The sequence below is a fragment of the Butyrivibrio sp. INlla14 genome, from assembly GCF_900102515.1.
Classification (GTDB): Bacteria; Bacillota; Clostridia; order Lachnospirales; family Lachnospiraceae; genus Butyrivibrio.
Window position 1 is genome coordinate 1 of record NZ_FMVS01000021.1, and the last position, 24,689, is coordinate 24,689.

Consider the following 24,689-nt stretch of genomic DNA (forward strand, 5'->3'; position numbering starts at 1 on the left):
TATTTAGTGTATGCTCAACAACCGGCTGATTTTTCAGCCGATGTTTTCGCATAAAATATAACAACAATTGTACCTTGAAAATATCAAAATCAATTTTTGGAACAAAGAAAGCCTTAGTAGGCTATCAAGGTTCATTGAGATGATCGACAGCACTATTGAGCTGCGTGTAGTATCCTCGCGCTTTGTCATGATCAAGCCCAGTCCATGACTGTGCTTTGATAATCCAAATTTACGCTCAACTTCGATCCTGTCTACGCTATCAATGTACTCTGTACGCTTATCGATGACTGTATCCTTGCCAGGCCTTCCAAGAGCTGGACCAGCAAGCCTTATTCCATGCTCCTTGCAGTACGCAAGATTGATTCTGTTTCTGTAAATCTTATCTGCAAGAACTCTTTCGGGATAATGTCCATTACGCTTGTAGTAGTTTTCTATTGCTGGAATTAGTACTTCGCTTTCGTTGTAAGCTTCAAAGGATATCTTTTCTATCCTGCCAAGACCATTCTCTACACTTAGGTCAAGCTTTGCGCCAAACTCAACAGGCGCCTTGCTCTTTCCTCTGACAATAGGTCTGATGTATGGCTGAGATATACTGACAATCCTGTTCTCTACTGTATGAGTTTTGTTGTCATACATGTACTGTTGCTGTTCAACAAGCTTATCCAGTACTTCAAGGCGATCCAGCTGTTTTTCATCAGGACAGTATCCATAGCTTGCAAGCCAGTCGATGTAATTCCTGTCTCGGCGTATGTACTGGAGCTGCTTCTTTATTGCCTTACGGATCTTCTTTGAAGACCTCTTCTTGCTCTTTGCAAGAGCAAGATAGTCCTTTCTGGCATTTTTCTTGTACATCCGTGGCTGTTTGAGGTTGTACACATAGCAGATAGATTCGATGATCTCTTCAAGATTTTCTCTTGCTTCGTTCAGGAGATTAACATCCTGAGGAAAAGCTATATTCTGAGGTGCACAGCTGGCATCAATGATGAGTGTTCCATCATTATCATTGCCTGCATCGCCATGATTATCAGAGTTATCTCCATTACTATCAGATGGAGTGTTGCCATCGTCATGTTTATTGTTCTTGATGATCATTTCATTGATCTCGGCAAGCTTTTCATCCGTAAGGCGTTTGCGAAACTCAACCAGCAGTGATGGCGCAAATGGCTGTTCTAGCTGGAATCCCGGGAGACCGATGAAGTACTGATAATACGGATTCTCCTGGATTTGTTCTACAAGCTCTCTGTCGGAATAATCATATTTCTTCTGAATGAGAAGAGCACCAAGAGCCATCCTCAGAGGTTTTGCAGGCATTCCACAACCTGATGGAAACAGGTCAGCGTATTCTTTTTCGATAGCTTCCCATGGGATCATGGCAGCTTTCTTTATCCATTTATTCTCAGGATTCAGTTTCAAGCCAAGCGGCTGGTTGAAATCCTTGAGGGTTATTTGACGATTTTGATTCTTTTTGTACATGGGATTCTCCGCGAAAAGTGCAAGGTTTTTGAAGCAAAAGTAATGATTTCCTTGCATCTATTATCTCACGGATTGTCCGCAAAGTCAGTAAATATCAATGGTTATTAATTGTTGAGCACGCACTATTTATTACTATTCAATTTGGATATAGAATAGTTGTATCTCTGTCTATTTAAGGGCAGCGGTGTTATTGCACTATTCGGACGGATGACACTTATTAGCAGGATGGAAAGGAAGTATTTTTATGAAATACACTAAAGAGCAATTATCAGCACTATTCGACAAATATATTAAAAAACTTCGTATCACGCCAAATTGGGATATAAGCCTAGAATTTGTGGAAGATAAAACATGGCGTAAAACCGGAGATTTTAAGATTGACTGTGACGACAAGAAGGCCATTTTGCTGTTAAACATTGAAAACCCCAAGCAGGTAAATCTTGAGGAAGTGATTATACACGAGCTAATGCACATTAAGATGTATCCCTTGGATCAGGTAACAGAATCTTTGATTACCAGCAATTTTGAAGAGGGGACACCTGCATGGAACTTTGCCTATAATCAGTTCTTCAATGCATTAGAACAGACGGTAGAGGAGATGGCGAAATGCTTTTTGTTCGAGTTTGGAGATAACAAAGAACTGTCTTATGGCCGATGCAAGACAATGAAATCCTTCAACGACCTATATGATGGACTTAACAATATTGAATAAGGAAAGGTATTGAAGTTCCAATTTGGAACCTCAAAATGGAGAATGACCATGAAAATTCTGGTTGTTGGTGGGACAAGATATTTTGGAATACCTATGGTTAATACCTTGCTCAGAAATGGACATGAAATCACGATTGCCACGAGAGGCAATTCCAAGCCTGAATTCGAGGGCGCTGTTGACTATGTATCCTTGGATAGGATGGATTCTGCAAGTGTTAATGAGGCTTTGGGCGGTCGGCATTTTGATCTGATAATCGATAAGATCGCTTACAGTTCCAATGATGTTAAGGCACTTTTGGAAAATGTAGGATGTGACAAATATATACAGATGTCTACATGCTCTGTTTACCCAAAAGAACATGCTGGTATCACAGAGGATGAGTTCCGACCTGAAGAATACGAACTTCACTGGATAGACAGGATACAGAACTATCAGGAGACCAAGAGGCAGGCTGAAAGAGCGGTATTTGAGTTCATGAGCCCTGCCAATATTTCTTTTGTCAGATACCCGGTCGTTATGGGCGAGAATGATTATACCGGTAGACTGGATTTCTATATAGAACATATTAGAGATCAAAAGGCCATGAACGTGGATGATTTTGATAAGGAGATGGCATTCATATATGAGAAAGATGCCGGTGATTTTATCGCATATCTCGCTGATCATTTTGTGCCTGGCCCCATAAACGGCTGTTCAAAAGAAGCAGTTAAAATATCAAGTATAGTTGAGTACATAGAAAAACACCTCGGTAAGAAAGCCATTATGAACCGGCAAGGGGATAATGCTCCTTTTAATGGTCTTGAAGATACACGTAGTTTTAATACTGAAAAGGCGGAAGCAATCGGTTATAGATTTCGTGAGCTGAAGGAGTGGCTGTATCCGTTAATCGATCTTCGTATAAAGAGCTTAGAGAAAGTAAAATAACGATAGCATTAGTAAAGTGAAGGTAATGTATGAAAGTTGGAATATCTGCATGCTCGGATGGGCAATTGAAAGAATGGGAAAAACAGAACGAGGAATTAGAAACTATCCTTTATGAACAGGGGATAGAAGCTACGTTCGCGAAGCATATCTACGCAAAGAAAGATGGCTATAGCGGAACAGATAAGGAACGTGCAGAGGATTTGATGCGATTTTATCAAGATGATTCTGTTAATGCCATATACGATATATCTGGTGGAGATTTAGCAAATGGTGTTTTAACATACTTGGATTGGAATGTGATTGCAGCTGCCAATAAAACCTTTTGGGGATACAGTGACCTTACAACTATAATCAATGCAATATTTACAAAGACCGGAAAAACTTCAGTTTTGTATCAAATTAAGAACCTGGTTTATGCTGATGGCAAGCTCCAAAGAAAGCGATTTGCCGAGTTTGTTTCAAAGAAAAATAATGAATTGTTTGATGTTAAATATACTTTCCTTCAGGGTAAGCAGATGGAAGGAGTTGTTGTAGGCGGAAATATCAGATGTCTGCTAAAGCTTGCGGGAACAGAGTACTGGCCTGATATGAACGGTAAAATACTTTTATTGGAGGCATATGGTGGTGAAATTAGCCAAATAGCGACTCTGTTTACACAACTTGAACAGATGGGAGTGTATAAACAGGTAGCCGGAATCATACTGGGAACATTTACTGCATATGAGAAGTCGGGGGCAACGCAAAGTGTATTTGACCTGCTAAAAGAGCATATTCCAAAAACATTGCCGGTGGCTAAAACTTCAGAAATTGGACATGGGGGAGATTCAAAGGCTATTGTTATTGGCGGAATTATTAGATTATGCCAAATGGGAGAATTTTCAGAAGACTATTTCTCGAGCCATGATTGCCTATGAAAACAGTGGGCACAGTGTTATAAACCAAATTCCCGAGTTCGGGAATTTGGTAGTAGGCGGTGTAGCTCCACGAGAAAAGATTGGTGGAACTATGCCCGAAGATTTGCCAACACCGGAGATAAGTATTCAGCAAATTGAAAAGGAACAAATGGAACGGCTTCAGAAAAAAGCTAAAGCCTGCAAACTGATGTTAGATGAGTGAGGTACGAAGATGAAATATTCATACAAAGAAATGCCGGAACAGATGAAAGGAACATTTGGGGATTTTTCCCGTAACTTCGGATTTTCGTGGAAAGAATTTGTTGTTACAGTACCATCTCCGTTATTTCTTGTAACAACATATAAGGCAAACGGTCAGCCTAATGCCTGCATGCAGTCCTGGGCTACATTTACAAGCGCAGATCATGGTAATGGGTTTTATGCTATCCTTGCCAGTGTCAATAAAAACGGCCACTTATACACGAGTATCTCTGAAACCAAAGAAGCCGTTATCAATTTCATGTCGGCAGAATATCATGCCGCTTGTATGAGCACCATCAAGAACAATCAGTATGAGGAAGACGAGATCACAGCATCCGGGCTTACTGTAGAAAAGGCATCTTGGGTTAATGCACCACTGGTACAGGAATGCTTCATGAATCTTGAATGTAAGCTCAAATGGGAAAAGGAAATAGTTTCCGGTGATGACCATGCAATGCTTTGCCTTGAGGTGATCGGCCTTCATATCGATGAAAACCATTTACCTGACAGAACCGGAGAAAGCGGGATCCTATATAACATCCACTATCAGGTCAATCCCGAAAATGTAGGCAAAACCGCACATGATTACGCCGGAGTACTGCAAAAGAAAATTGATGTTATGGAGTATTAAGAAATTTCCTATTGCGAGGGGGTCCCTAGGGGTTCCCTTGCAGGGGGACGGCGTCAGAACCTCCTTTCTTACTGGGTTTGTGAGATTCTGAAAAAACAAGAGTATAAGAGAAAAGAATATGAAAAAAGCTATTATTGTATCGGGGATTTTAGTTCTGACATTATCAGGGTGCGCAGGAAAGAATTATGGAATAGATTCAACTGCAAATTCAGGCTCAGATGGGAATTCAGAGCAAGTGGCGGAAGCGACAGCAGAAACTACAGCATCTTCTACACAAGAGCTTGCAGATACTGTCGGAGCTTCAGGAAATCTCCCAATCTACAAGGTTTATTCTTATCAGAGAACCAGCGGATATCATGGGGAAAAGAGTCTTCCTGAGGATTATAACGGTGCACTGCCTTATCAGATATTTTCCATGCACAACGAAGAAATTCTTGTGACAGAAGAATACAAGGATGAATATCCTGAGCTTTACACAACACTCATGGACAAGGCAAAAGAGCATCAGAGTCACTACGAAGATGATTACGGCAGGCAGAAAGCTGAGGCCCTAGAAGAGTTTGAGAATTGTCTCGATAATGGCTACTTTGATGAATTTCGTTCCTTCCAGGATGCAAGGTATCTGACTGTGGCTCGAGCAGATTCCAATATTCTCAGCGTGATGGAACTTGACTATCTGGATATGATGGGAGCCCACGGACAGTATGCTCAGGGCGGAGAAACCTATGATGTCAAGACAGGAAAAGAGCTTTCACTGCCAGACATTGTTGTCTGCGATGATGACAAGTTTAGAGAGGTGGTCAAAGAGGCACTTGAAGATAGCATGGAGTATGACTATTACTGGCTCATTCCTCTTGATGATGCTCTTAAAAACTATAAAATGGCAACAGATAGTCCGTCAGATTATTCATATAATTGGTACATGGACTACGAGGGGCTTAAGGTGGTCTTTGCGCCTTATGAGATAGGCTCATACGCTGAAGGCATATTTACGGCTGATATTTCCTACGACAAATATGCGGATATCTTTGAAAACAAGTATATTTCTGACCTTCCAACAAGCTATGTTACCTGTGCCAACGTGGAAGTAGGTGACATCACTTTTGCCGGTAAGGATGAGAATTATAAGCTTACCTATGATACAGAAGATGGTGAGTATGGAACAAAAGTCACACTTGAGTTTGGCGATAAGAGTGCTACTTCTGATGCAGAGCTTTGGATCAATTGTTACGGTATAAAGAGCTACCGCGCAGTGACAGAAACCGGCAAAGAGTATATTTATGTTGAACTGCCATATTTTACTGCGGGAAATCCATGGGCAGTATTTGATGTTACTGACGGAAAATTAAGCTGCCAGGGCAATTTCTTTACAGTACAAGGAGCTCTTGATTATAAGGATGATCAGGATAAAGATTTTGCTGGATATCCATGCTTTACATATCCAGACAGATTTATGATCGGCTTGCCGGGATATGGCTTTGGAAGCTACGGATATTTTCCTGAGTGCAGGATTGGTCAGGATGGTATGCCACAGCAGATTTCTGAGATGGGAGCTATAGGCTTTGGCTCACACAAGGCCAAGCTGCTTATAGACATGGAATTTGCTATTGTTGATGGGGAGGGAAATCTTACTTCGGAAAAAGAGCTGATTCCAGCAGGAACAACGTTTGATCTTATAAGGGCCAACGACGCAAGCACGGCAGATTGCAGGATTGATGATTGCAGGATTGTAAGAGTAGAAGTTGACGATGACCAGAAGGTGAATGGCCAGAAGATGAGTGAAACCTTTGAGGATCTGGTTTACGGAGATTTTTGATGGCACTTTCTTGGGATAAAAATCCAATTATTTTAAGTCATTGATGTAAAAATAAATATTTTATCTGATACATTGTAGAGGTGTCTTAATTGTGTGTTCAATTAAGGCACTTTTTGTTTTCTAAAAAGAGCTAAAATGCGCAGAATTAGTAATAATGGCAATTGAATGAGAGACAAAATTATGTTAAAGTACATTTGAAATTTTATTCTGATTCCAGGGGGTAATTATGAAGGAAAATTTTAAAGACGAAAAAGACATAATTGAAACTACAGAAGTTAAAAAAGTGTCTGATGATCAGTTGTCTGAGCTGATCAAAATTGGCAAGAAACAGCTCTTTTATCAGAAGGTTGCTACTAGTTGCATTGCGGGGATGCTGGTAGTTTTGATAATTGCTGTTGCTGTCATGATCCCCAGGGTTTCTACTACGCTCACTCACATAAATACTGTGGCCACAAAGGCCGAGACATCACTTGAAAATGTGAATACCATGGCTACGAGCGTATCTAATTCTGCTGGTAATTTTGACAAACTCTTAAATGACAACAGCGAGAAGCTTACATCATCAATAAAGTCAATATCAGAGATAGATTTCGAAGGACTTAACAAGGCAATCACGGATCTTCAAAGCGCCGTAGGTCCTTTAGCCAAGCTTTTTGGCAAATCCAATTAAGAGGGATAATTTAAGGGAGGAAAGAGATAATGAAAAAGTTTTGGGGAAGGAAATTGCTGGTAGGCCTTATTGTGTTTACAACAGCTTTTTCTAGTATTGGAACAGCGGTGGCTACTGCTGCAGATGGGGAGGAAGCTGTATACTCAGTTAGTACTGAATCTTTAGAAGCTTCTCAGGAAGCTTCTATTTTTGAGCCCTTAACTGAGAGTATGATAGCGAGTCTGAACCAGAATGCAGAAACTGTCTCACTGGATGAGACAGAAGTTGGGGGCGACTCCGGCGAACAGGGAACAGATACAGAGATTGGCGCAGGCACAGAAACCAATGCAAGTTCAGCTGCCACAGGCTCAACAATAGAGGAAGCAGATGCCCAGTCTGGAACTTCAGAAGCTGTAGAGAAAGGCCAGAAGGCTGATACAGAAGATGCAGCAGAGGAAACTTCTAAGGAGTCATCAGAGGCTGCTTCAGAAGCCAGCTCAGACGAGCTTACAGAGCTTGATCTGTCAGACCAAGAGAATTTAGATAATCTGACAGATGAGGAGAAGGCAGAGCTTTTAGGAACTATGCTGGCTCAAACTCCTGCACCAGAGACTACTCCTGACTTAAGCGATAGTTCTTTTGCCAAAGTAACTAATCACCTGCCAGGAACAATTACTGATATCAGCAAAGAGTTTTCTATTGGATTTGATTTTGAAATCTTTAAGCCAGAACTTATTCCTGATGGAAAGTTTGTATATACTCTTCCAGCAAGCCTTGATTTTTCAAAGGCAGCAGGTAGTGAGATTCCTGTATATGAGGATGGCAGGAATATAGGAACAGCAGTTGTTGGTTCTGACAACGTTATGAGATTTAGCATTGCTCCGGAAAACGTAGTTAATAAGCCAAACGGGCTTAAGGGAAGCGTTAGCCTTAGCTGCAAGTTTGATGCTGAGACTATTGAAGACAAGACACCTATCAAGGTTGTGTTCTCCAATGGAGATGAGATAGAGGTTAATATCGAGAATCCTGTTATTACAGCTTACAAAAAGCCTGTTGCCATAAAGAATGGTACAGCCTGGTTTAGCGTAAAGTTCACAGTAAGTAGTGATGTAAAAGATTTTGTGATCACAGATGAACTTGGAGATAACCTTGAGTTTACAGGAAGATGGAACCTCAATAATGAATCCACAGTTCTTGCTCACATCCAGTTTGAAAAACAATCACCTCATAAGTTAGTTGTTCATGCAGGAGATGTGCCAGCGGGTAAATATACTCTCTACTATCAGGTAAGAGCTATTGACGACTACAATACTTCCGGCAAGACTGCAGAACAGATCATAGCTGAGCATAAGAACAGCAATAAGGCTAGTTGGAGCTGGCAGGGTTCTAATACTCATTCTGTAGATAGCTATGCTACACAGAGTGAGAGCAAATGGCTTTCAAAGTTTGGTACAAACAGATCAAATCCTGGTGGAGTAACTCCTGATGGTATTGCCCAGTGGCAGATATATATTAACGGAGGCTCTGTACCACACAATCTTTCTGGTTATACTTTCGTTGATGAAGTTGACGACAGAATGGAGTATATTAAGGAATCTTTTGAAGTAAAGATTTCTTATGACCAGATGACATGGGCAGACTGCCCGGAACTTAGAAACCTTATTGTATTTGATGGTAATAAGTTCACTATCAAGTTTACAAAAGATATTCCAGTTGCCTATTACAGAATTTTCTACAATACAAAGATTAAAGGTGACAAGAAGGACTATCCAACAAAAGAGAAGACCAAGTACAACAATAAGGCATCTATCTATAGAGGAGATGAGTTCATAGCTGGTGCGGAGGCTTCAAATGACTATTTTGGCGTATTCTTTGCCTCAATTTACAAGGATATGCTTGGCGAGCGTTCAGATGCAGGCCTTGTTAACTGGGAAACTGTCTTTACTACTGAAGGCAGAGACTCAAATAATGTTGTTATTACAGATACAATAAGTCCTGAGGTGGCTCTTATTGGCGGCAAGACAGTTGGCGCCTACATGATTGAGGACAGCATCAAGTTATACAGACTTGGCAGTGATAGTACAACCAAGACAGAAGTAACAGGCTTTAAGGTAACATTTAGTGAAGATGGCAGCTCATACACATTAACAGCAGATAAACTTCCAGCAGGTATGTATGTTATCTACTATAGCACTCAGGACTATTATGGTAATAAGGATGGCCATTCTTTCCCAAGCGGAAGCACAATTCGCTTTACAAATAATGCGTCACTTAAGATCGATAAGACTGTGATGGATGCCGAACCAAAAGCATACGAATTTTCAACAGATGGCCTTCCAATGGATAAAACAGCTATGCCAGGAAGCTACGACACTGCATCTGGCAATTATCTTATTCCTTGGAATATAAAGGTCAACAAGAACGACCTTGGACAGAGCACCACACTTGTTTCTGGCAGCAAGGCAACAGTAACAGATAAGCTTCCAGAGGGACTTGAGTACGTAGAGGGTTCAGCTCTTATAACAAAGGCTGATGCAGCAGATGGTATTTCCTTGGAGCCAACAGTTACCAGGGAAGATAACAGGGAAACACTTACCTGGAACTTTGACTGGGAAGCAGAGTACTACACTGTTTCATTTAAGACTAAAGTTGCAGACACATATATAAAGAGCCTTATCAAGAAGGGCGGTAGTGGCAAGATCACTTTATCTTTTGACAATGAAGCTTTTGGGCAGGTAGGCAATGCAAGTGGAATGGCAAACGGAGGAAGTCAGGATACCATTACACTTCTTGAGAAAAAGGCTAATCTTAATGAAGAGACGGGCCACGTTGAGTATTCAGTTGTTGTAAATGAGCTTGGAACAGATATCTTCTCAGACAGAGAAGAGATTAAGCTTACAGATAAGCTTGAAGGCGGCGTTTACGAAGCGGGCACTCTTAAGATTTACAACTATGATCCTTCTAAAGAGGACAAGATTGGTGCTGAGTATCAGCTTGATATTAGCAAGATAGAGGTTTCGGATGATAGCAGATCTTTTGCTATTACAATTCCAGACAACAAGGCCTTTGTTGTAAAGTACACAGTAATTCCAGATTCCAAGGATGCTGTTGATGTAGGAGATGGCAAGAAGCAGGTTACAGTTGGTAACACAGCTACTCTCATCGGCGAGGGCACAATTTCTACAGGCGTTAAGGAGTCTTACATCATAGAAAATGCTCAAGCTGACATTACAAGTGATAAGGGCGTTATCAAGATCACCAAGGTTTCCACAGGTAACAGCCTTGTGGGACTTCAGGGTGCAGTATTTAGACTAGTTAGAATTGATGTTTCCAATGGAAAAGAGGAAGTGGTAGCAACAGCAGCTTCTGATTCAAACGGTGTTGTTAAGTTTGAAAAAGATGGAAAATATGATTCTCTTATTTTTGACAACCTGTATTATTACCAGGAAACATCAGCTCCTAATGGATACAAGCTTGACGATACCAAGCACTACATAGTATTTAAGGGTGAAAAATATAGTGAGAATGCCGATTCTATTAAGGCATATCTTTCAGCAAATGGAATAAGCGGACTTGTGGAGTATGACATAAATACATCAGAGACAGGATCAACCTATGGCGCTGTCGTAGAAAATGATCTGATTCCTGATGTCCCAGATGATCCTACACCAGAGCCACCTACAGGTAACACAGTTGTTACAGAAACAATCACCACAACTATTCCATCAACTGATATTCCACAGGTTCTTGGTGCCAGAAGAACTCCTGGAAACGGCAATATTCCAGCAGTACTTGGCGCAAGAAGAAGCGCTACAGGTGACAGGAGCATGGCAGGTTCTGTAGTGGTTATCATAGTTGCAGTAATTTGTCTTGGACTTATTTTGACTAAAAGAAATAAAGTGGGTAAACTATAACTACTAAATTTCTTTAGGAGGGACCACAGTGGCTAAGAAGACACCAGAGGAAAGAATCAGAGAGATCGCAAGAGAAGTTTCAGATGCAGCTGCGCCATATATTGAGAAGGCACAGCCAGTAGTAGAGGATGTTAAGAGCAAGGCACAGCCCTATGTTGAGGATATTATCAGCAAGGCAGAACCAGTTATCGACATGGTAAAAGAAAAAGCTACTCCCGTTGCCATGAAGGCTTCCAAGGTGGCTCAGAATGCCAAAGAAAATATTACAAGACAGGCCGCACGTCTTGCCTGCAATGAAGAAGTATTTATCCAGTACAGTGATCATGAGATCAGGACAACTGATCTTGTTGAGAGGGCTAAGGCTGATTTCTACAGCCGTGGCAACAAGCCTGGAGATATAGACCAGATTCAGATTTATATCAAGCCTTCTGACAATGCCGCTTACTATGTGGTCAATCACAAAGAGACTGGCAGAATTGAGTTTTGATCATGGCAATAGATAAACACACATTTTTTAACTTTAATCACTATCTATATGGTGAGGCATTTTATGGAAGCTACGAGGGTATGCGTTACAGACTGGCAAGAGAGCCTCTGGAAAATGTCTTCTTTGTACCTGTTGATAAAAGAGGACCGGCAACTCTTCGTGCGACTATATGGCCAGAGCCCTATGCCTATGGCCATACAGATACGGCCCTTATGAAATCAGAGGATTTTGAGTTTTCAGAGGAAGGCCTTGAGGCGGCTGTGAAATGGTTTAATGAGCAGCACGAGGCTGGAGACTGGCCTAAATAAGAATTGACAAAACTTTTCAAAAAATTTTTACAATTAAAAAAGGAAATGAGAATCCCACGTCGAATATTAGTAGATGTGGGGTTTTCTTTTTTACAGGGAACAAATACAAGACATTGTGGGGGCACTTAATAGCGGAAGTTTCATAAAGAGGACTTGCTAATGAAAATAAGAGAACAGCTCGAGGAAAGAGAGAAGCAGATACTAAGTAAGCATGCTACTCTTAGCACAGAAACAAAGGGCAGAGAGAAGGACGAGAAGCCTTGTGATATCAGGCCTTGTTTCCAGAGGGACAGAGACAGGATTCTCTACTCTAAATCCTTTAGAAGACTTAAAGATAAGACACAGGTCTTTTTATCTCCAGATGGTGATCACTACAGAACCCGTATGACACATACACTGGAGGTATCTCAGAACGCCAGAACAATAGCCAAGGCCCTTAGACTCAATGAGGATCTGGCAGAGGCAATAGCTCTTGGACATGACCTTGGACATACTCCTTTTGGACATGCCGGAGAGAGAGCACTTAACGAGGTTTGCCCCTTTGGATTTAAACACAATGAACAGAGCCTTCGTATTGTAGAAGTTTTGGAGAATTACGGACAGGGTCTTAATCTTACCTGGGAGGTAAGAGACGGAATTCTTAACCATGAAATGGATCTTCGCCCTGCAACTTTGGAGGGAAGAGTAGTAAGGCTCTCTGACAAGATTGCCTATATGCACCACGATATGGACGATGCCATAAGAGGCGGAATCCTGGTGGAGAGTGATGTTCCACGGGATCTTGCCAAGGTAATCGGTAATTCCAACAGGGAGTGGATAGACACATTTATCCATGATATTATCTCAGTCAGCATGGATACTGATGATATCAGAATGTCTGAGGAGGTTTACAATGCTTTCCACAGACTTCGCAAATTTATGTTTGAAAGAGTTTATACCAACCCGATAGCCAAGGGGCAGGAGGGCAAGGTTGAGGATATGATCAAGATTCTTTATCATTACTACCTTGATCATATTGATAAGCTTCCTGGATATCTCAAGGATATGATGGACAAGGGAGCTACCAAGGAGCGCCTTGTATGTGATTATGTCAGCTCCATGACTGACAGATATGCAGTGGCGGTATTTGAAGAAATATACATACCAAGGGCATGGGGAGTTTTATAATTTATGCGATATTCGGACGAGATCATCGAAGAAGTCCGCAGCAGGAATGACATTGTTGATGTGATAGGGCAGTATGTCCACCTTCAGAAAAAAGGCGCCAATCATTTTGGCCTGTGTCCTTTCCACAATGAGAAATCCGGTTCGTTTTGCGTTTCAGGTCACAAGCAGATGTATTACTGCTTTGGCTGCGGAGCCGGGGGCAATGTCATAACTTTTTTGATGAAATATGACAACTTAACATTTCAGGAAGCAGTTAAACAACTGGCAGACAGAGCCGGCATCAAGCTTCCCGACGAAGACGATTCACCGCAGGCCAAGGCCATGCGCGATAAGAGGCAGATCCTACTTGATATCAACAAAGAGGCTGCCAAGTATTATTACTATCAGCTAAGAGGCAAGAACGGTCAAAAGGGCATGGAATATTTCAAAAAGAGAGAACTTACTGATGAAACCATGCAGCATTTTGGACTTGGATATGCCAATGTAACAAGCGATGATCTGGTCAAACATTTAAAGAAACTGGGATACCAGGACAGCCAGATAATCGAGGCAGGACTTGCTTCCTACGATGAGAAGTATGGAACACATGATAAATTCTGGAACAGAGTAATGTTTCCGATTCAGGATGCCTCCAACAAGGTCATAGGCTTTGGAGGAAGAGTTTTGGGAGATGGCAAGCCCAAGTACCTTAACTCGCCGGAAACACCTATCTTTGATAAGAGCAGAAACCTCTTTGGCCTTAACTATGCCAAGAACGCAAGGGCAGGCTACATGATAATCTGTGAAGGTTACATGGATGTTATAGCTATGCATCAGGCAGGTTTTAATATGGCCGTGGCTTCTCTTGGAACGGCGTTTACACCGGGACAGGCCATGATACTTAAGAGGTACACCGATGAGGTGATACTGTCCTATGATAGTGATGAAGCGGGAACCAAGGCAGCCCTCAGGGGAATAGGCATTCTCAAGGAGGCAGGACTTAAGGGCAAGGTCTTAGACCTTAGGCCCCACAAGGATCCTGATGAATTTATCAAGAATGAAGGCAGGGAAGCCTTTGAGGAGCGAATCAGAAGAGCTGAGAACACTTTCTTTTTCGAGGTCCGGATAATGGAGAGCCGTCATAACATGGCTGATCCTGAGGACAAAACCGAGTTTTACAAGGAAGTGGCCCAGAAATTATGCGAGTTTGAGGAAGCTCTTGAAAGGGACAATTACATAGAGGCTGTGGCAGCAAGGTACAACATAGCTGTAGCAGATTTAAAGCAACTGGTAGCATCTTTTGCGGCCAAGGCGGGAATGGTAAGGCCAGCCAGACGACCGGAATCAGGGATACAAAAGAAAACGGGGCCAGAGGACGGAGCCAGAAAGAACCAGAGACTTCTCCTTACATGGCTATCGGATGAGCCCTCGATATTTCCGAAAGTCAAGGCATATGTTAAACCGCAGGACTTCGCTGATGATCTGTACAGAGAAGTAGCAAAAGAGGTCTTTTCCGGAATGGAAAATGGCAATTTTTCACCGGCGGCAATACTGGACCACTTTACAGAGGAGGAACAGTATAGTCAGGTGGCAGAGATGTTTAACACAAACCTGGTGGATATTGAAACCAAGGATCAGAGGCGCAAGGCCTTTAGAGACATTATCCTGGGCGTAAGGCAGGCAGGATATGACAGGCAAAAGAGAGAACTAAAGCCTGATGATCCGGAGTTTTTAACCAAGACCATCCAGGGCAAAAAAGAGTTGGAGAAACTGGCTCATGCCAATATTTCTCCAGATGATTAAGTAAACTAATAGAAAAGGAAGATAGAATAAAATGGCAAAGAAGGAAGTTGCAAGCAAGGAAACAGAGACTAAGAAGACTGTAAAGGCTACTACTAAGAAGACAACTGCCAAGGAGGCAGAATCCAAGGAGACAGCCAAGAAGGCTACAACCAAGAAGGAAACTGCCAAGAAGGAAACTGAGAAGGCAGAGCCAGAGAAAAAGACTGCAAAGAAAACTACCAAGAAGGTAGTGATCGTAACAGATGAGCCCACTAAGGCTAAAAAGACCAAGAAGGCAGCTGAGGAAGAAGTAGTAGAAGAGGCTGTAGTAGAAAAGAAGACTGCAAAGAGAGGCAAGAAGGCAGCAGAGGCCGAAGCTCCCAAGGAAGAAGTAAAGGCCAAGAAGACTACCAAGAAGGCAGCCAAGGCAGAGGAAACACCATCTTCTGATGATGGTGAGATCGATGAGGCCACAAAAGAGCTCTTTGCTCAGAAGGTCAAGGATATCCTTGCACTTGCCAAGAAGAAGAAAAACGTTCTTGAGTATGCAGAGATAAGCGATTTCTTTGCAGAACTCAACCTCAACGAGGATCAGTTTGACAATGTTCTTGAGGTTCTTGAGAATTCCGGAATTGATGTTCTTAGAGTATCTGAGGAAGATATTGATGACCTTCCAGAAGATGAGGACATGCTTCTTGGAGATGATGACGAAGAAGTAGATATGGAGAACATCGATCTTTCAGTGCCAGATGGAATCAGCATTGAAGATCCTGTCAGAATGTACCTCAAGGAAATAGGTAAGGTGCCTCTTCTTACAGCTGATCAGGAAATTGACCTTGCCAAGGCAATGGAAGCTGGAATCGATGCAGAAAAAGAGCTGGCTGAGGACGAGGGCAAGAACAAGCTTTCAGATGCCAGAAAGAAAGAACTCAATGCAATCATTTATGAAGGCGAAGAGGCCAAGAAGCGCCTTGCAGAAGCTAACCTTCGTCTTGTTGTAAGTATTGCAAAGAGATATGTTGGTAGAGGAATGCTCTTCCTTGATCTTATCCAGGAAGGTAACCTTGGTCTTATCAAGGCAGTTGAGAAGTTTGATTTCCGTAAGGGCTTCAAGTTCTCTACATACGCTACATGGTGGATCAGACAGGCTATCACAAGAGCTATTGCTGACCAGGCCAGAACTATCCGTATTCCTGTACATATGGTTGAGACCATCAACAAGCTCATCCGCGTGAGCCGTCAGCTTCTCCAGGAGCTTGGCCGTGAGCCACTTCCAGAAGAGGTTGCAAAAGAGATGAATATGCCTGTAGAGCGTGTTCGTGAGATCCTCAAGATTTCTCAGGAACCAGTATCACTTGAGACACCTATCGGTGAAGAGGAAGATAGCCATCTTGGTGATTTCATTCAGGATGATAACGTTCCTGTACCAGCTGATGCTGCAGCATTCACACTGTTAAAGGAACAGCTGGTAGAGGTTCTTGGAACTCTTACAGAGCGTGAGCAGAAGGTTCTAAGACTCCGTTTTGGTCTTGATGATGGAAGAGCAAGAACTCTGGAAGAAGTAGGTAAGGAATTTAACGTAACCCGTGAGCGTATCCGTCAGATCGAAGCTAAGGCTCTTAGAAAGCTTCGTCACCCTAGCCGCAGCCGCAAGCTCAAGGATTATCTTGATTGATCATGAAAAGAAATAACACTGAGAACATAGGCGAGAATATGACACAGATAAGCGTTGCTGGCAAAATGTCAAAGAGGCTTATCACTATAGCTGAGATGCTTAGAGGCGTTGAGGCAGGAAATTCTGTTACTGCCGGTTTGGATACAGGAGATTCTGTTACTGGCGATTTTGATAAAGGCGATTCTTGTGCAGAGAAGGGTCTTGTGGTTGCTGACGTTGGCTGTGATCATGGATATGTGTCAATATATCTTTTGCAGAGCGGCATCGCAAAGGGTGCCATAGCTATGGATGTCAGGAAAGGGCCTCTAACTGGAGCTTATGATAACATCAGGGAATATGGACTTGAGGACTTGATAAAGACCAGACTCTCAGATGGGTTAAAAGAATTATCCAGCGGCGAAGCCAATGCCCTTATAGTCGCTGGAATGGGCGGCAAGCTCATGATGCGTATTTTGGAGGAAGGAGATCCTGGGATGCTTGGTATCAGCCAGGGAATCCTCCAGCCGCAGTCAGATCTTGATGAGTTCAGGGCATACCTTAGGGATAAAGGATATATCATTGCCGATGAGAAAGTTCTTTTGGATGATGGTAAGTTCTACTTCCCGATGAGGGTTGTATTTGGCGATGAGAGCCTTGCCGCAGACAGGCATGGAAGAATACATGACTATCTTCATGAAGCTATGACTCTTCTTGTGGATAAGACTTCCTGCGATGAGACCGTGGCAAGACACATCTGTGACAGATTTGGAGAAATAAATATCCTAAAAAAGGATGAAATCTTAAAAAACTATCTCGAGCACGGAAAAGAGGTATCTGAGTCCATCTTGAAGACCTTAGAAGATAAGGGACATTTAGAGAGGGCAGAGGAACTAAAAAAGGACCTTCTTGAGATAGAAAGTGCGCTTTTGCTGTATCGATGAGATTTTTCAGAATACAGGTTTCTTGCAAAGCGTCATAAATAATATATGCGAAAAGGGGAAATCCTTATGGCAAAGATTACTATTAATGGTATTACAAAAGAATATGATAAGGGCGTTACATTTGAAGATATAGCAAGGGAACATCAGGGAGAATATGAGTACAGGATTGCGGCAGTTCTTTTTAATGGCAAGATAAGAGAGCTTATGAAGACTGTCAAAAAAGACGGCGAGCTTTCTTTTATCACCTTTGCTGATACTATAGGTTACAAGACTATGCGCAGAACGGCAGTCATGATGCTGATCAAGGCTGTTCGCGATGTGGGTGGTGACAAAAAGCTTAAGACACGAGTTGAATTTACTGTGGGAAATGGCTATTACTGCACCTTAAAGGGAATGGGCGATGACAAGGTTGATGAGGCCTTTGCCAAGAAGGTTTCAGACAGGATCCAGGAACTTATTGATGCCAAGATTCCTATTACTAAAAAGGTTTATCCACTTGACGATGCTGTGGAGCTTTTTGCCAAGCAGGGCATGGATGATAAGGTAGCTCTTTTAAAATATAGAAGAAGTTCTGAGATCAATATTTACAAGCTTGATGATCTGTACGACTACTTCTATGGTTACATGCTTCCAAACACCTCATATATTGAGAATTTCCAGGTTGACTGCTATCATGGAGGACTTCTCTTTACCCTTCCTACCAAGGCGGAGCCCAAGAAGGTCATTGTCTCTGAGCCAAGAGAGAAGCTCTTTGAGACCATGATGCTTTCTGCAGATTGGGGCAGCATGATGGGCATTGATAATGTTGGAGATCTTAACAACATGATCTGCGAGGGCAGGATCAATGAGATGATGCTGGTTCAGGAGGCACTTCAGGAGAGCCGTATCGCAGATATAGCAAGGAAAATCTTTAAGAGAATTGATGTTAAATTCGTTATGATCGCTGGCCCAAGCTCTTCTGGCAAGACCAGTTTTGCAAACAGATTATCCATACAGCTGAGGGCTTTTGGACTTGTCCCACATCCTATAAGCCTTGATAACTATTTTGTTGACAGAGAGAAGACTCCTCTTAATCCTGATGGAAGTTATAACTTTGAATGCCTTGAGGCTCTTGACGTTGAGCAGTTCAACAAGGACATGACAAGACTTCTTAACGGTGAGAGAGTCGAAATGCCAGAGTTCAACTTTATTACTGGTAAAAGAGAAATGAATGGAGAGTATCTGCAGCTTGGCAAGAACGACATTCTTGTTATCGAGGGTATTCACGGACTTAATGAGAAAATGAGCTATGCTCTTCCTGCTGAGTCCAAGTTTAAGATTTATATCAGTGCTCTGACAACTCTTAGCATTGATAACCACAACAGAATTCCTACAACAGATGGTCGTCTCCTTAGAAGAATTGTAAGAGATGCCAGGACCAGAGGGGCTTCTGCCAAGAGAACTATCAGTATGTGGGGATCAGTAAGGGCAGGAGAAGAAGCCAATATCTTCCCATTCCAGGAAGAGGCAGATGAGATGTTTAACTCAGCACAGATTTATGAGCTTGCGGTTATAAAGCCTTTTGCCGAGCCGCTGCTTTTCAATATAGGCAAAGATGAGCCTGAGTACTATGAGGCCAAAAGGCTTCTTAAGTTCCTTGACTACTTTGTGAGCGTAGACAGCTCATTCCTTCCAAGAAATTCTATATGCAGGGAGTTTGTTGGTGGAAGCTGCTTTAAGGTATAAGCTTTTTCTTGCAAGAAACAGTGCTTACTATTATTTAGACCATTTAAGTTGCAGGAAAAAATAAGTGACATAATAGGAAATTCGCCAGAATAAAAAATCTGGCGAATTTTTTTTGCCGTTTTTGCAACATATATTTTTTTTCTTATGTTTCCCTAGTAGAAGGTGAATGAAAACCAGCAACTTGCTGGTACACTTTGGAGGGAAAAATTATGAAAAAGAAAGCAAGAAGTTTGTCACTACTAATTGGTTCATCGCTCCTTGCGGGGACCCTGACAGGTTGTGGAGGTGGTCATTACACTGAAACTACGACAACTACTACCACAACAACCACTTATGAAGCTACAGAATCAAGTGCTTCATATGACGCAGCTCCAGCATCTTCCTCAAAGGGAGATAAAAAAAGTAGTTCTCAGTCTAATTCAAAGACTGAGACAACAACTACCAATGAGGAGAAGTGGAGTGATCCAACAATTGGAAATGAAAATGAGTCCTACACTAAGCCTGAAGAAAACGGCTTTTGTCTTGTGCAGACTCAGCCGCTTTCAACTTTTGCGGCAGATGTGGACACAGCTTCCTATTCAAATGTCCGCAGAATGATCCAGGATGGTTACAGTGTCAGCGACATAAATCCTGATGCTGTAAGGCCAGAGGAATTCATAAACTATTTTAACTATGATCTTGAATACCCTGAGGATGGCGAGAAATTTGCTTTTACTACAGAAGTTTCTACATGCCCATGGAATGAAGATAATCAGCTGATGTTCGTTGGAATGAAGACAGCAGAAATAGACAAAAACGAAGTGCCTGTCAGCAATTTGGTATTTCTTATCGATGTATCTGGCTCAATGAATAGCGAGAATAAGCTTCCACTTCTTAAAAAGTCTATGACAGAGCTTGTGGATGCACTTCCTGATGAGGGTACTATTTCAGTAGTAACATATTCGGGTGAGGAAAAGGTCATTCTCTCTGGAGAGAGCATGAAGAATAAAAAGAAGATCAAGAGAGAAATCAAAAAGCTCTCAGCCCATGGCTCAACAAATGGTCAGGCAGGTATGCAGAAGGCTTATGAAATTGCACTTGAGAATTTTATAGAGGGCGGAAACAACAGAGTGATCATGGCTACTGACGGAGACCTTAACGTTGGTATTTCTAGTCTTGAAGATCTTGAAGCATTTATTACAGAGAAAAAAGATGATGGCGTTTTCCTCTCAGTTCTTGGCTTTGGAAATGGCAATTATAAAGACGACAAGATGGAAAAACTTGCTGACTGCGGAAATGGTAACTATTCCTATATTGATTCTCTTTCAGAGGGCAAGAAGGTTTTAGTTGACGAGATGACATCAACTCTCTACACAGTAGCTAAGGACGTTAAGCTTCAGGTTGAGTTTAATCCTGAGAATGTAAATGCTTATAAACTGATAGGTTATGAGAACAGAGTAATGGCGGATGTGGATTTCAACGATGATTCCAAAGACGGCGGCGAGATTGGCGCAGGTCATGAGGTAGTTGCTCTTTACGAAATCATCCCTACAGATTCTGCAAAGGCTATTAGCCTTAAGTATCAGGGCGGCGAGCAGAAGAAAGAGAGTGATTACTCTGATGAACTTGCAACAGTTAGTGTTCGTTACAAGGAAATCGACGCAGATAAGTCAGAGCTTGTTAGTGTTGTAGTTGGAAATGAGTCAGTTACAAGTAATCCTTCTGAGAATTTCAGGTTTGCAAGTTCAGTAGCAGAATTTGCCCTTATCCTCACAGATTCAGAGAACAAGGGCTCAGCAAGCCTTGAGGATATTCTCGAAGTATATGAGGAACTTGAGGAAACTGATGAATATCAGGATGAGTTCTATGCTCTTGTTGATACATTAAATGAGAATGGATAATTTCAAGCGGCTAAAGTTGAATTAGCTTGCACGATATGTAAGAAACTTTCCTTATTTCAAAACTCCGTAAGGCATGGTATACTACATGTGTTATTTTGGAAAAATATGCGTGTAATATAAGCGCTTTACGGAGGAAATATGGGAACAGAGAAAGTCTCTGCTGCTGATCGGGCAGCAGTGTTAATGGATAAATATGGAAATATGATATTACGAGTTGCGTACTCTTACTTACATAATATGGAGGATGCGGAGGATATTTTGCAGGACACACTTATTCAGTTTTTGAGAAATGATCCGACCTTTGCCAATGACTCTCATGAGAAAGCGTGGCTTATAACAGTTGCTTCTAATCTTAGTAAGAACAAGATACTTTATTTAAAGCGCAGGCAGACTGATGAATTGTCGGAGGAGCTTGTATCAGAAGCTGGCAAAGAGGATCTGGCTTATGTTTGGGAAGCGGTCAAGCAGTTGCCTGAGAAGTATCGCGAAGTAGTGCATCTTTTTTATCAGGAAGGATATGCAACCAAGGAAATTGCGGAGATATTAGGCAGAAATGAATCGACAGTACGATCAGACCTCAAACGAGGGCGAGACAAACTTAGGGCTATTTTGAAGGAGGCGTATGACTTTGAGTAATAAATATAATGAAGTAATGGACAAAATAGAAGTTACTGAAGAAATGCGCAGCAGAATTCTTCAGAATATTGCGAATGAATTTTCAGAGGACAATACTACTGATGAAGATACCTTGGAGAACAAGGTAGAGACCCCTATTGAATTTTCGAAGAGGGCAGAGAACAGGAAGAAATCAGTATACTCTTTTACCAGATATATTGGAGTTGCTGCGGCTGCAGTAGTTCTTTTTATAGGAGCAGCTGCTGTATTTGATAAAAGTGAGACTATCGGCAAGCAAACAGGGAGCAGCTTATCTGAGAAAGCTCAGGAGTTGACACATGAGGCTGCCGCGGATCTGCACAACAAGGAATCTGAATTTATCAAGAACAGCTGGGTCAAGTACGAGTCAGTAGAGAAAATGGCTGAGGCAACAGGTACTGACTTCACAGAAATCGAGTATTTGAGCAGTGTGTCATCAGAGGTTGATTACTACCTTGATAATGGCACAGATGCTACTATTGTATATGATGTTTCTGGTAATGCTATTACAATAACTCAGAAAAAATCTGTTGGCGAAGATGCAGGTACTGCTGAAACTCAGGCGCCAGACGGAAATGTTGCAGAATCAGAGGCTGTGAGTGGGACAGCAAAAGAAACTTCAAAACCCAATATAGCAATTGAAGCGGCACCACAGACTTCTGAGCCCCAATCTATTGCAGGTAGTGCACAGGCTGAAAGTGACAGTAAAAAGGACGGCTCTGATAGAGCAGTTGTTGACACTATCACAGCTGGCAATGTGGAAATTAAGGTAAGCGGCACAGAAGATGGCTATAATAGAGCCTTCTGGACAGTAGATGGAATAGATTATTCTCTTGATAGCGCAGAGAAGATCAATCTTGATGAAATGACAGAACTTATGAACAATATACTTGCATTTTGATGATAAGTGAAAGAAATCCCTTCATTACTAGGAAATTGTAATGGAGGGATTTTATTGCACTTGTTTTTATTTAGAGCGACGGCTGATTCTGATTATTACTATTTGCTTTTCGAAGCGACGGCTGATCATTACTATTTACATTTTGGGACTGAAGAGTTAATATTTAGTCTGTTGTTTGTGGAATAATTTAGAAATTACATCTGAATATCTATTTTTTTCAAAAGAGATGAAGCCAAAATCTTTGGCTACATCTAGAATTCCAATATTTGTTAAAAAGTTGTAAGACGTATGATGAAAAACTGAATAACTTGCTTTTTATTTATGGCGCCATACATCTATTGTTTAAGAAAGTAAATAAAAGCTGTAAAAACCAAGATGGTAATTGACTGTTAAAACCCAAAATGGTTGTGATGTTACAACCAGAAATCCCAAAAGAGAAAGTGGGATGTATTGCAAAAAAATTGACGTGTCCTGATTTCTGAAAGCGCTATAAAAGATGTAAAAAGCTAATTATATTCAGAAAAAAAGAGATACAAAATAAAAGAGATGAACAGCCATTTTGTTCAGAACAAAGGAGATAGAAAATAAAAGAGATGAACAGCCATTTTGTTCAGAACAAAGGAGATAGAAAATAAAAGAGATGAACAGCCATTTGTTCATAACAAAAGAGACACAAAGTAAAAGAGAGGCATAAGATATCTTGTTCAGATTAAGCAGAATACACATAAAAGATTGAAAGGATAATTATGATAAATTACAAAACAGAATTAGAGGCGCAGTTAAAAGAACTGACTGCTCTTGAAAAGAAGATTTCTAGCAGGTTAAAAGACTACAAGGGTGTGGAAAAGGGAAATATAAGAGTTTGCATGTGCCATGGCTCGGCCCAGTATCATTTTAAGAAAGAAGGCGAAGATATAGAAAGATATATTCCAAAGTACGAAATCAGTAAAATACAAAAGCTTGTTCAACGTGATTATGATGAGAAAATTCATAGGGAGCTTTTAGATATGATAAATCGACTGGACAAGTTTAATAAGAAATATGATATTGGGAAGTTGTCTGCTTTATATGATAATCTTCCAATCGGAAGAAAAAAACTGATCAATCCTGTAGTACCTACTGTGGAAATAACAGTTGAGGAATGGCTTAGATTGCATCCGGGAAATAAAAATACATATGAAAAATAAGCATGAGTTTCTGACTATGAAAGGCGAAGCGGTTCGATCTAAATCGGAAAAAATGATTGCAGATTACTTATTTGCAAATCAAATTCCATATACCTACGAGCCAGAAGTACTTCTTATGGATGGAAGAACTGTGTGCCCGGATTTTGTGGCATTAAATATCAGAAAGAATAGAACCGTATATTGGGAACATCTTGGACTTGTGGATAAAGATGATTATGCAACCGTAAATTTTAATAAATTATTAGATTATGAAGAAGTAGGATTAGTTTTAGGAGACTCACTTGTTATAACGATGGAAACGCTAGAGAGACCACTTGATATGAAAATAGTAAAAAAGAAAGTGAAAGATTTTTTATTGTAGAGTTAGTTACTGATTCCTGCAGGCGTGGGCAATTATCACAATTTTTTTCAGAAAAACATGTATACAGAAGAATAGCTAATTTCAATATATTAATAGGCGTACAGAATAATCGTAAAACTCATTTTACTGATAGGTGAGCAGCAGAATTGCAAATCTCACTTTATTGGTAGGCTTATAGTAGAATTTACATCTATATTTCTTCTTTTATCAAAAAAGATGAAGCGGATTTTTTTGATTACATCTACAAAATTATAATTGCAATAAAAGATGTATGAAAAAAGTTGTTTTATAGATTTGCAATAAAAAATGTGATTGATTTTACAACTGTTATTAAAATAATAGGAAAACAGATGTAAAAAAGTCTTCAGATAAAGTGGAAGAATGATCTTT

Annotated in this window: 21 protein-coding genes; 20 read left to right on the forward strand and 1 reads right to left on the reverse strand. The window is 41.1% G+C overall.

All coding sequences use genetic code 11. The features are described 5' to 3' along the window. Positions 1-33: 33 nt before the first annotated feature. Positions 34-1,473, reverse strand: a complete 1,440-nt coding sequence (locus tag BLO53_RS13255) for an IS5 family transposase (RefSeq protein WP_092062556.1) — start codon at positions 1,471-1,473, stop codon at positions 34-36. A gap of 244 nt (positions 1,474-1,717) precedes the next feature. Between BLO53_RS13255 and BLO53_RS13260 the strand changes: the two genes are divergently transcribed. From BLO53_RS13260 to BLO53_RS13355, 20 genes are all read left to right on the forward strand, one after another. Continuing rightward, positions 1,718-2,185, forward strand: coding sequence for a hypothetical protein (locus BLO53_RS13260; protein WP_092062559.1), 468 nt, complete (start codon positions 1,718-1,720; stop codon positions 2,183-2,185). A 48-nt stretch (positions 2,186-2,233) separates the two neighbouring features. Next, on the forward strand, positions 2,234-3,109 hold the full coding sequence (locus tag BLO53_RS13265) for an NAD-dependent epimerase/dehydratase family protein (RefSeq protein ID WP_176757282.1): 876 nt from the start codon (positions 2,234-2,236) through the stop codon (positions 3,107-3,109). A gap of 29 nt (positions 3,110-3,138) precedes the next feature. Further along, a complete protein-coding gene (locus tag BLO53_RS13270; RefSeq protein ID WP_092062565.1) occupies positions 3,139-4,023 on the forward strand; it encodes a S66 family peptidase in 885 nt (294 codons plus the stop codon). After that, entirely contained in the window at positions 4,010-4,225 is a 216-nt protein-coding gene (locus BLO53_RS19670; RefSeq protein ID WP_242875377.1) for a hypothetical protein, read from the forward strand. Before BLO53_RS13270 ends, BLO53_RS19670 begins: the two co-directional genes overlap by 14 nt. Positions 4,226-4,234: 9 nt before the next feature. Beyond that, on the forward strand, positions 4,235-4,894 hold the full coding sequence (locus BLO53_RS13280; protein WP_092062568.1) for a flavin reductase family protein: 660 nt from the start codon (positions 4,235-4,237) through the stop codon (positions 4,892-4,894). A gap of 118 nt (positions 4,895-5,012) precedes the next feature. Next, positions 5,013-6,710 carry an RsiV family protein gene (locus tag BLO53_RS13285; protein WP_092062571.1) on the forward strand — a complete coding sequence of 566 codons (1,698 nt, stop codon included), beginning with the start codon at positions 5,013-5,015 and terminating at the stop codon, positions 6,708-6,710. Between the two features lie 226 nt (positions 6,711-6,936). Continuing rightward, complete coding sequence (locus BLO53_RS13290; RefSeq protein ID WP_092062574.1) at positions 6,937-7,380, forward strand: hypothetical protein; 444 nt, start codon at positions 6,937-6,939, stop codon at positions 7,378-7,380. Between the two features lie 29 nt (positions 7,381-7,409). Further along, positions 7,410-11,273, forward strand: coding sequence for a SpaA isopeptide-forming pilin-related protein (locus BLO53_RS13295; protein ID WP_092062577.1), 3,864 nt, complete (start codon positions 7,410-7,412; stop codon positions 11,271-11,273). Positions 11,274-11,301: 28 nt separating this feature from the next. Further along, positions 11,302-11,760 carry a DUF6465 family protein gene (locus tag BLO53_RS13300; RefSeq protein WP_092062580.1) on the forward strand — a complete coding sequence of 153 codons (459 nt, stop codon included), beginning with the start codon at positions 11,302-11,304 and terminating at the stop codon, positions 11,758-11,760. A gap of 2 nt (positions 11,761-11,762) precedes the next feature. Next, a complete protein-coding gene (locus BLO53_RS13305) occupies positions 11,763-12,068 on the forward strand; it encodes a hypothetical protein (RefSeq protein WP_092062583.1) in 306 nt (101 codons plus the stop codon). Positions 12,069-12,227: 159 nt separating this feature from the next. After that, entirely contained in the window at positions 12,228-13,235 is a 1,008-nt protein-coding gene (locus BLO53_RS13310; protein WP_092062586.1) for a deoxyguanosinetriphosphate triphosphohydrolase, read from the forward strand. A gap of 3 nt (positions 13,236-13,238) precedes the next feature. Then, entirely contained in the window at positions 13,239-15,017 is a 1,779-nt protein-coding gene (gene dnaG / locus BLO53_RS13315; protein WP_092062590.1) for a DNA primase, read from the forward strand. A gap of 439 nt (positions 15,018-15,456) precedes the next feature. After that, entirely contained in the window at positions 15,457-16,671 is a 1,215-nt protein-coding gene (rpoD, locus tag BLO53_RS13320) for an RNA polymerase sigma factor RpoD (protein WP_176757286.1), read from the forward strand. 2 nt (positions 16,672-16,673) lie between these two features. Then, positions 16,674-17,591 (forward strand): class I SAM-dependent methyltransferase, encoded by a 918-nt coding sequence (locus tag BLO53_RS13325; RefSeq protein ID WP_092062593.1) that lies wholly within the window; start codon positions 16,674-16,676, stop codon positions 17,589-17,591. Positions 17,592-17,657: 66 nt separating this feature from the next. Beyond that, the gene (locus BLO53_RS13330; RefSeq protein ID WP_092062596.1) at positions 17,658-19,316 is read left to right on the forward strand and encodes a nucleoside kinase; all 1,659 of its coding nucleotides are present in this window, start codon (positions 17,658-17,660) and stop codon (positions 19,314-19,316) included. A gap of 209 nt (positions 19,317-19,525) precedes the next feature. Continuing rightward, a complete protein-coding gene (locus BLO53_RS13335) occupies positions 19,526-21,196 on the forward strand; it encodes a vWA domain-containing protein (protein WP_242875378.1) in 1,671 nt (556 codons plus the stop codon). Positions 21,197-21,334: 138 nt separating this feature from the next. After that, a complete protein-coding gene (locus tag BLO53_RS13340; RefSeq protein ID WP_092062603.1) occupies positions 21,335-21,832 on the forward strand; it encodes an RNA polymerase sigma factor in 498 nt (165 codons plus the stop codon). Further along, positions 21,825-22,751 carry a hypothetical protein gene (locus BLO53_RS13345; protein ID WP_143003249.1) on the forward strand — a complete coding sequence of 309 codons (927 nt, stop codon included), beginning with the start codon at positions 21,825-21,827 and terminating at the stop codon, positions 22,749-22,751. The genes BLO53_RS13340 and BLO53_RS13345 overlap by 8 nt, the downstream gene beginning before the upstream one ends. Before the next feature lie 746 nt (positions 22,752-23,497). Then, positions 23,498-23,938 carry a hypothetical protein gene (locus tag BLO53_RS13350; protein WP_092062610.1) on the forward strand — a complete coding sequence of 147 codons (441 nt, stop codon included), beginning with the start codon at positions 23,498-23,500 and terminating at the stop codon, positions 23,936-23,938. 16 nt (positions 23,939-23,954) lie between these two features. Continuing rightward, on the forward strand, positions 23,955-24,299 hold the full coding sequence (locus BLO53_RS13355; protein WP_143003250.1) for a hypothetical protein: 345 nt from the start codon (positions 23,955-23,957) through the stop codon (positions 24,297-24,299). Positions 24,300-24,689: the final 390 nt, after the last annotated feature.

Excerpts from the sequence above, each read along its gene's own strand:
- BLO53_RS13255 (WP_092062556.1), bottom strand. The coding sequence starts at position 1,473 with ATGTACAAAAAGAATCAAAATCGTCAAATAACCCTCAAGGATTTCAAC.
- BLO53_RS13260 (WP_092062559.1), top strand. The coding sequence starts at position 1,718 with ATGAAATACACTAAAGAGCAATTATCAGCACTATTCGACAAATATATT.
- BLO53_RS13265 (WP_176757282.1), top strand. The coding sequence starts at position 2,234 with ATGAAAATTCTGGTTGTTGGTGGGACAAGATATTTTGGAATACCTATG.
- BLO53_RS13270 (WP_092062565.1), top strand. The coding sequence starts at position 3,139 with ATGAAAGTTGGAATATCTGCATGCTCGGATGGGCAATTGAAAGAATGG.
- BLO53_RS19670 (WP_242875377.1), top strand. The coding sequence starts at position 4,010 with ATGATTGCCTATGAAAACAGTGGGCACAGTGTTATAAACCAAATTCCC.
- BLO53_RS13280 (WP_092062568.1), top strand. The coding sequence starts at position 4,235 with ATGAAATATTCATACAAAGAAATGCCGGAACAGATGAAAGGAACATTT.
- BLO53_RS13285 (WP_092062571.1), top strand. The coding sequence starts at position 5,013 with ATGAAAAAAGCTATTATTGTATCGGGGATTTTAGTTCTGACATTATCA.
- BLO53_RS13290 (WP_092062574.1), top strand. The coding sequence starts at position 6,937 with ATGAAGGAAAATTTTAAAGACGAAAAAGACATAATTGAAACTACAGAA.
- BLO53_RS13295 (WP_092062577.1), top strand. The coding sequence starts at position 7,410 with ATGAAAAAGTTTTGGGGAAGGAAATTGCTGGTAGGCCTTATTGTGTTT.
- BLO53_RS13305 (WP_092062583.1), top strand. The coding sequence starts at position 11,763 with ATGGCAATAGATAAACACACATTTTTTAACTTTAATCACTATCTATAT.
- BLO53_RS13310 (WP_092062586.1), top strand. The coding sequence starts at position 12,228 with ATGAAAATAAGAGAACAGCTCGAGGAAAGAGAGAAGCAGATACTAAGT.
- dnaG (WP_092062590.1), top strand. The coding sequence starts at position 13,239 with ATGCGATATTCGGACGAGATCATCGAAGAAGTCCGCAGCAGGAATGAC.
- BLO53_RS13325 (WP_092062593.1), top strand. The coding sequence starts at position 16,674 with ATGAAAAGAAATAACACTGAGAACATAGGCGAGAATATGACACAGATA.
- BLO53_RS13330 (WP_092062596.1), top strand. The coding sequence starts at position 17,658 with ATGGCAAAGATTACTATTAATGGTATTACAAAAGAATATGATAAGGGC.
- BLO53_RS13335 (WP_242875378.1), top strand. The coding sequence starts at position 19,526 with ATGAAAAAGAAAGCAAGAAGTTTGTCACTACTAATTGGTTCATCGCTC.
- BLO53_RS13340 (WP_092062603.1), top strand. The coding sequence starts at position 21,335 with ATGGGAACAGAGAAAGTCTCTGCTGCTGATCGGGCAGCAGTGTTAATG.
- BLO53_RS13350 (WP_092062610.1), top strand. The coding sequence starts at position 23,498 with ATGATAAATTACAAAACAGAATTAGAGGCGCAGTTAAAAGAACTGACT.
- BLO53_RS13355 (WP_143003250.1), top strand. The coding sequence starts at position 23,955 with ATGAAAGGCGAAGCGGTTCGATCTAAATCGGAAAAAATGATTGCAGAT.